The 7,387-nt window shown below is 66.4% G+C and carries 6 protein-coding genes; 1 reads left to right on the top strand and 5 read right to left on the bottom strand.

All coding sequences use genetic code 11. The annotated features are described in order from the left end of the window. From BJF92_RS21095 to rimP, 4 genes are all read right to left on the bottom strand, one after another. Positions 1-866: translation initiation factor IF-2 associated domain-containing protein (locus tag BJF92_RS21095; protein ID WP_198931576.1), on the bottom strand; the 866-nt coding region annotated here is incomplete at its 3' end. A gap of 98 nt (positions 867-964) precedes the next feature. Further along, a complete protein-coding gene (locus BJF92_RS21090) occupies positions 965-1,690 on the bottom strand; it encodes an RNA-binding protein (RefSeq protein ID WP_425356482.1) in 726 nt (241 codons plus the stop codon). Between the two features lie 55 nt (positions 1,691-1,745). Continuing rightward, entirely contained in the window at positions 1,746-3,353 is a 1,608-nt protein-coding gene (gene nusA, locus BJF92_RS21085) for a transcription termination factor NusA (protein ID WP_075636687.1), read from the bottom strand. A 71-nt stretch (positions 3,354-3,424) separates the two neighbouring features. After that, on the bottom strand, positions 3,425-4,048 hold the full coding sequence (rimP, locus tag BJF92_RS21080; protein ID WP_075636686.1) for a ribosome maturation factor RimP: 624 nt from the start codon (positions 4,046-4,048) through the stop codon (positions 3,425-3,427). 204 nt (positions 4,049-4,252) lie between these two features. On the opposite strand from rimP, the gene BJF92_RS21075 reads away from it, so the two are divergent. Beyond that, entirely contained in the window at positions 4,253-5,932 is a 1,680-nt protein-coding gene (locus tag BJF92_RS21075; RefSeq protein ID WP_143524130.1) for an MFS transporter, read from the top strand. Positions 5,933-5,953: 21 nt separating this feature from the next. On the opposite strand, the gene BJF92_RS21070 is transcribed toward BJF92_RS21075, so the two are convergent. Next, positions 5,954-7,177 carry a lytic murein transglycosylase gene (locus BJF92_RS21070; protein WP_075636727.1) on the bottom strand — a complete coding sequence of 408 codons (1,224 nt, stop codon included), beginning with the start codon at positions 7,175-7,177 and terminating at the stop codon, positions 5,954-5,956. Positions 7,178-7,387: the final 210 nt, after the last annotated feature.

Raw genomic sequence — 7,387 nt, 5'->3', positions numbered from 1 at the left:
GTGCGATCGTCGCGGCGCGCCGGGGCGCGGGCTGCTTCCTCGGCGGCAGCGGCAGCGGCGGCGGCGGCGGCCGCAGCGGCTTCTGCCTCCGCCTTGGCGGCAGCCTCGGCAGCCAGGCGCGCTGCCTCGCGCTCGGCCGGTGCACGGGCGGCTTCTTCCGCCTCGCGGCGTGCAGCCTCCTCGGCTTCGCGCTGCAAGCGCTCGGCTTCTTCCTGGCGGCGGCGCTCTTCCTCGATGGCGCGACGGCGCGCATCCTCGGCATCGCGGGCCTGAGCCTCGGCAAGTGCACGGCGACGGGCGTCGATTTCCTCGGCGGACAGCTGGTTCAGAACCACGCCGGTGCGGCGGTTCGGATCCGGGCGGCCTGAGTCATAGCGCGGGGAATCATAGCGGGAATCGCGACCACCCTGGCCCTGCGGGCGTCCGCCCTGGCCCTGGGGGCGCTGGCCCTGACCCTGACCTTGCGGACGGCCACCCTGGTTCTGCGGACGGCCGCCCTGGCCCTGGCCATGGCCCTGGCGCTGCGGCTGGGCTGGCTGGCTGGGGCGCGGGGCCTGCGGTGCGGCGGCGGCAGCGGCCGGCGCGGGAGCCGGGGCAGACACGGCGGCAGCCGGCGCTGCCGCAGGTGCGGGAGCCGTAACGGCAGCCGGGCGCACATCTGCCTGAGCCGGGCGGGCCGGTGCAGCAACGGGCGTGACGGGCTTTTCATCTTCCGGCCGCATCGGCCGGCGCTTGCGGGTTTCAACCACGACAGCCTTGGTGCGGCCGCGGCCCATATCCTGGCGCACGGTGCCCTGGCTCACGCCCGAAGGGCGAAGCGTCAGCGTCTTCTTGCCGAGCGTCTTGTCGTCGTTATTATCGGTCATTCCGTTCCGTTTCCTTCAGGGTCGGACCGGTTAGACCTGACCCCGCTTTTCGATGATCGTCGTGCGAGCGCAAAAACTGCGTGTGCTGTTCCTGCGCATCATGATGTCAATTGGCGAGAAGCGCCCATCGCTACAGTGTCCCGGTACTTGTCGAGCATTGTTGCGCGCTTCACTACACCTTCACCCGCCTGCCCCGCAAGCGCCGCGGCGTGGATAAAAGAATTACTTCCGAACAGGACATCGCCTTCTTCGGCAGTAAAGAAGCGGAAGGCGGGTATTTCGCTGCCGTCTTCCGCGGCGAAGCTCGAGGCCTTGCGGGCCTGGCTGATCTTGCGCACGCCGTCAGCCGCGGCGTCGCTGGCATGAAACACGGCGAGCGCGGCAAGGCCGCGCACCGCCTGATCGACCTTGGAGGAGCCGGTCGTGAACTGGCCGGCCTTGCGCGCCAGATTGATCATGCCGGCGAGGTCGGCGCACAGCAGCCGATCGACCACTTCGCCGAGATCCTCGGCCGCCTTGACCGGCGCTTTCAGGCCACGGGCGAAGAGCTTGCGCTTGACGGCCTGATCCACCATCGAGCGCCGCGCCGTCACCCAGCAGCCGCGGCCGGGAAGCTGGCGCTTGAGGTCGGGAACGACCTGGCCGTCCGGCCCCGCAACGAAGCGGATCAGCGCCTCGACCGGCAGGCTTTCACGCGTGACGATGCACAGGCGACCATTGCCGCCGGTCTTGCCATCGGCCGGATAGTCCACGGTGTCCTCATCGCCCGGCAAGGCCGCATCCTGCGATGCGCCGGCCGGTGCGAGGCGTTCGGGTTCCGTCACGGGGGCGGGTGTTTCCTGCTGCATCGCGTTCGCGATCCGATCAGGAGAGGGCCGCTCAGGCCTCCTCCTCATCGCCTTCCGTTATTTGGAGTTCTTCCTGCTCGCGTGCAAGGTCTTCCTCGGTAATCCATCCGGCGGCGAGACGTGCCTGCAGCACCATGTTCTCCGCCTCGGCGCGCGAGACCTCGAACTTGGAGAACAGGCCCTCGAACCGCTTGGTCTCGCCGTTCTTGCGTTCCGACCAGCCAACGAGGTCGTCAGCGGCGCAGCCGGCGAAGTCCTCGATCGTCTTGATGCCGTCCTCGCCGAGCGCGACCAGCATCTGGCCGGTCATGCCGTCGATGCCACGCAGGTCGTCGCTGACGCCGAGTTCCTTGCGCTTGGCGTCCATTTCGGCTTCCAGGCGCTCCAGATATTCGCGGGCGCGGGTCTGCAGCTCGTTTGCGGTGTCCTCGTCGAAGCCGTCGATCGAGGAGATTTCGTCGAGATCCACATAGGCCAGCTCGTCGACCTGAGCGAAACCTTCCGAGGCGAGCACCTGGCCGACCATCTCGTCCACGTCGAGGGCGTTCATGAACAGCTGGGTGCGTTCGTTGAACTCCTTCTGACGGCGCTCGGATTCCTCCTGCTCCGTCATGATGTCGATGTCCCAGCCGGTCAGCTGCGAGGCGAGGCGGACGTTCTGGCCGCGACGGCCGATGGCCAGCGACAGCTGCTCGTCCGGAACGACCACTTCGATGCGCTCGGCATCCTCGTCGAGAACCACCTTGGCGACTTCGGCCGGCTGCAGGGCGTTGACGATGAAGGAGGCGGGCTCGGGCGACCAGGGAATGATGTCGATCTTTTCGCCCTGCAGCTCGCCCACCACGGCCTGGACGCGCGAACCGCGCATACCCACGCAGGCGCCGACCGGATCGATCGAGCTGTCATTGGAAATCACGGCGATTTTGGCGCGCGAGCCGGGATCGCGGGCGACCGACTTGATCTGGATGATGCCGTCATAGATTTCCGGCACTTCCATGGTGAAGAGCTTGACCATGAACTGCGGATGGGTGCGCGACAGGAAGATCTGCGGACCGCGCTGCTCGCGGCGCACGTCATAGACATAGGCGCGCACGCGGTCGCCATAGCGCATGTTCTCGCGCGGGATCATCTCGTCGCGGCGGATGATGCCTTCGCCCCGGCCGAGATCGACGATGACATTGCCATATTCGACGCGCTTGACCGTGCCGTTGACGATTTCGCCCAGGCGGTCCTTGAACTCGTCGAACTGGCGGTCGCGCTCGGCTTCGCGCACCTTCTGCACGATCACCTGCTTGGCCGACTGGGCGGCGATGCGGCCGAAATCCATCGGCGGCAGCGGGTCGGCGATGAAGTCGCCCAGCGCGGCGTCGGGGTTGCGGTCGCGCGCCAGCGCCAGCGGGATCTGGGTGGAGTAGTCCTCGGCATGCTCGACCACTTCGAGCAGGCGCTGCAGGCGGATTTCGCCGGTCTTGGAATTGATGTCGGCGCGGATGTTGCTTTCGGAGCCGTAGCGCGAGCGGGCGGCCTTCTGGATCGCATCGGCCATGGCCGCGAGCACGATCTCGCGGTCGATCACCTTTTCGCGCGCGACCGCATCCGCGATCTGCAGAAGCTCAAGCCGGTTAGCACTGACTGCCATTGTTTGGGTCTCCAAGCGGCGCTTCTCTTTGGAAGCGATGTCTTTTCCTTGAGCGAAGGGCGGCGCCGATCTCAGTCGAGCGCGTCTTCGTCCTCGTCCTCGAAATTCTCGTTGGCGGCCTCGCGGGCGGCCTTGGCTTTCTTGTCGGCGGCCAGCGCGTCGCGGATCAGGTCGTCCGTCAGGATCAGTTTGCCCTCGGCCAGCGCCGTATAGGGAATGACGATCCGGGCATCCTCGCCGGGGGCGGGCTGGTCGCGGTCGAGCGTGAAGCCGTCCTCGTCGGTGGAGACGATGGTGCCGCGGAAGCGCTTACGCCCGCCGACCAGAACCGAGGTCTCGCATTTCAGCAGATGGCCGGTCCAGCGGACGAAATCGGACTTGCGCACCATCGGCCGGTCCATGCCGGGCGAGGAGACTTCCAGATGATACGCCTTGTCGATCGGATCATCCACATCCAGAACGGGCGAAATCGCCATGGAGACCGCCTCGCAGTCCTCCACGGTCATCGAGCCGTCCTCGCGCTCGGCCATGATCTGCAGCGTCGTGCCGTTCAGCGCGAGCAGCCGCACCCGCACGAGGCGATAGCCCATGGGTACGAGCACGGGCTCGATGATGTCGGCCACGCGGCGCTCGATGCCGGTTTCGGTGATCAGCCTGGGTTCGGACGCGCTTTCAGCGGCGCCGCTCTGGGTCATGTCGGACAAAGCTTTCAGCCTCCCGCTTTGCCGGTAATAAAAAAGAGCGGGTCCTTGCGGGCCCACTCTCCATCTACCGATCAAGAATTTGTGCCTCCTATACGCCCGCAGCGCCGAAATTGCAAGCCGGATGCCGATTGTGGCAGGAACGGCACGTTTTAGAGCTATACGCCCAAAGCTTGCCGCAATCGGCGTGCGGGCTAGATGTTTCTCCTTACCCATAGCCTGCCGCATCAGAAAGGCGCCTTGCCCGTGCCGCATTCGTCATCCCCGCTCGCGCCCCTCAAGCATGACACGTTTCGCCTGATCTGGTTCGCCAGCATCGTCTCCAACTTCGGCGGGCTGGTGCAGGCGGTGGGCGCGGCCTGGATGATGACCTCGATCTCCAGTTCCTCCGACATGGTGGCGCTGGTGCAGGCCTCGACCTCGGCGCCCATCATGCTGTTTTCGCTGGTTTCAGGCGCGCTGGCCGACAGTTTCGACCGGCGCCGGCTGATGATGGTGGCGCAGGTCTTCATGTTCGTCGTCTCGGTGCTGTTGACGCTCTGCACCTATTTCGGCCTCGTCACGCCCTGGCTGCTGCTGACCTTCACCTTTCTGATCGGCTGCGGCACGGCGCTCAACAATCCCGCCTGGCAGGCCTCCGTCGGCGACATGGTGCCGCGCCAGGATCTGCCCAATGCGGTGGCGCTGAACTCGATGGGCTTCAACATGACGCGCAGCATCGGCCCGGCGATCGGCGGCGCCATCGTTGCGGCGGCCGGGGCGGCGGCGGCCTTCGCGGTCAACAGCCTCTCCTATTTCGCGCTGCTCTTTGCGCTGTATCGCTGGAAGCGCGCGCCGATCGACAGCGTCTTGCCGCGCGAATCGCTCGGCCGCGCGATCGGCGCGGGGCTGCGCTATGTGGCGATGTCGCCCAACATTCTTAAAGTTCTGCTGCGCGGCTTCGTTTTCGGCCTGGCGGCGAGCGCGATTCTGGCGCTTCTGCCGCTAGTCGCGCGCGATCTCGTGGCCGGCGGGCCGCTCACCTATGGCCTGCTGCTCGGCGCCTTCGGCGTCGGCGCCATTGGCGGCGCGCTGATCAGCGCGCGGCTGCGCGAGCGGCTGACAGGCGAAAACATTGTGCGCCTCGCCTTTCTCGGCTTTGCCCTCAGCGCAGCGATGACAGGCTGGAGCGGCAACAGGGCGCTGACCTGCCTGGCGCTGCTCGGCGCCGGGGCCGGCTGGGTTCTCGCTTTGTCGCTGTTCAACACCACTGTGCAATTGTCGACCCCACGCTGGGTGGTGGCCCGCGCGCTTTCGCTCTACCAGACCACCACTTTCGGCGGGATCGCGGCCGGCAGCTGGTTCTGGGGCGTGGCGGCCGAGCAATATGGGGCTGACATGGCGCTCTATGCCTCGGCCGCGCTGATGCTGGTCGGAGGCGTCATCGGCCTGCGCTTCGCCCTGCCGGAATTCGAGGCGCTCAATCTCGATCCGCTGGGCAGCTTCACCGAGCCCATGCTGAAGCTGGATCTGACGCCGCGCTCCGGCCCGATCGTCGTGCTGATCGATTACGAGATCGACGAGGCCGATGTGCCGGCCTTCCTCACCATCATGGGCGAGCGGCGACGCATCCGAATCCGCGACGGGGCCGGGCAATGGTCGCTGATGCGGGATCTCGAAAATCCGCGGGTATGGACGGAAACCTATCACGTGCCGACCTGGACGGACTATGTGCGCCACAACCAGCGCCGGACCCAGGACGACAAGAGCAATTACGAACGCCTGCACGCGCTGCATCGCGGCGAGGGCTCACCGCGGGTGCACCGCATGATCGAGCGCCAGACCATCCTGCCGCATCCCTACGAGCAGTTCCGCCGGCAGATGGACATTCCGCATTGACAGGCTTACGGATCCGACGTGTCAGATCCGCCCCTTTAACGCCGGATCGGGGAAGCAGGTCGGCTTCAGGCCGGCCTTTTCCTGCCATTCGCCGATCGAGCGGCGGGTCTTGAAGCCGGCCAGGCCATCGGCCTTGCCGATGTCGTAGCCCTTGGCCTCCAGCCGCTTCTGGATGGTCAGCACATCCGAGCGCAGCATATGGCCGACATCGCCGAAGGGCGCGCGAAAGGCGCTGCCGCCGGCGCCGATGCGGTCGGCCAGATTGCCGATGAACAGCGCGTAGAGATCGGAATTGTTGTATTCCTTGAGCACGTAGAAATTCGGCGTGACGAGGAAGGCCGGGCCAGAGCGGCCGGCGGGCACGAGGATCATCGCTTCGCGCTTCGCCTCGCTCGCGGCAAAGGGCTTGCCGGAGATGCGCGCGATGCCGTCTGCCGCCCATTGACCGGTCAGCCGCGCCCGGTCGGGCCCTTCCAGCGCGCAGGAAACGGTCGGCGGCAGGCGCACCTCCGTGCCCCAGTCACGCCCGCGCTGCCAGCCCTTTTTTGAAAGATAGTTGGCGATGGAGGCCAGCACGTCCGGCACGGAGTTCCAGATGTCGCGCCTGCCGTCGCCATCGAAGTCCACGGCATATTGCAGGAAGCTCGTCGGCAGGAATTGCGGCTGTCCCATGGCGCCGGCCCAGGAGCCGCGCATGTCGGCCTCCTTGATATCGCCGCTGTCGAGAATGTGCAGCGCGGCCACCAGCTCCTTGCGGAACAGCTCCGGCCGGCGGGAGAGGAAGGCCTTGGTCGCCAGCACCTCGATGATCGGATGGGGGATCTTCGCCCGGCCATAGCCGGTTTCGCGGCCCCATATGGCGAGCACGATCGGGCCGGGCACGCCGTAGGTTTTCTCGATCCGCTTCAGTGTTGCCGCATGGACGGAAGCAAGCGTGCGGCCGGTGGCGGCGAGATCGGCAAGCCGCTTTTCCGAGAAATAGGCGCCCGGCGAGGCGAATTCCGCCTGATCCTGCTTTTCCTCCTTCGGCGGCTGGCCGGGAAGCACCAGATCCGGCAGGTTCCAGTTGAGCTTCACCTCGGCAAAGGCCGCATCGAAATGGGCCCGCGAAATGCCGCCGGCTTTCGCCTGCGGCCAGAAATCGCTTGCCAGCCATTGCCGGAACTGCGCCTCGACCTCGGCCTTGGAGGCGGCGAAGGCCGGCAGGGGCAGAAGGGCGAGGAGGATGAGGACCAGCCGCATCATGATCCGTCGAAAAGCCTGTCCGCATTTCGCTGCCGTCATGCTCGCCCTTGTGCCGAGCATTTGCCGAGGCTGACAGGCGGGCACTTCCTTCACGCAATCGATGGCGGCAGATCCTCGGGACAGGCCCGAGGATGACGGCAAGTGGGCACCCCGCGCGTCAGCTTGAAGGTTTGGCCTTGTCGAAGCCGGGCGGGCGAAGGTGGAAGCGGG

Source organism: Xaviernesmea rhizosphaerae, from assembly GCF_001938945.1.
Classification (GTDB): domain Bacteria; phylum Pseudomonadota; class Alphaproteobacteria; order Rhizobiales; family Rhizobiaceae; genus Xaviernesmea; species Xaviernesmea rhizosphaerae.
Note: the sequence above shows the minus strand (reverse complement) of the source record. Positions and strands in the feature narration are given on the sequence as shown.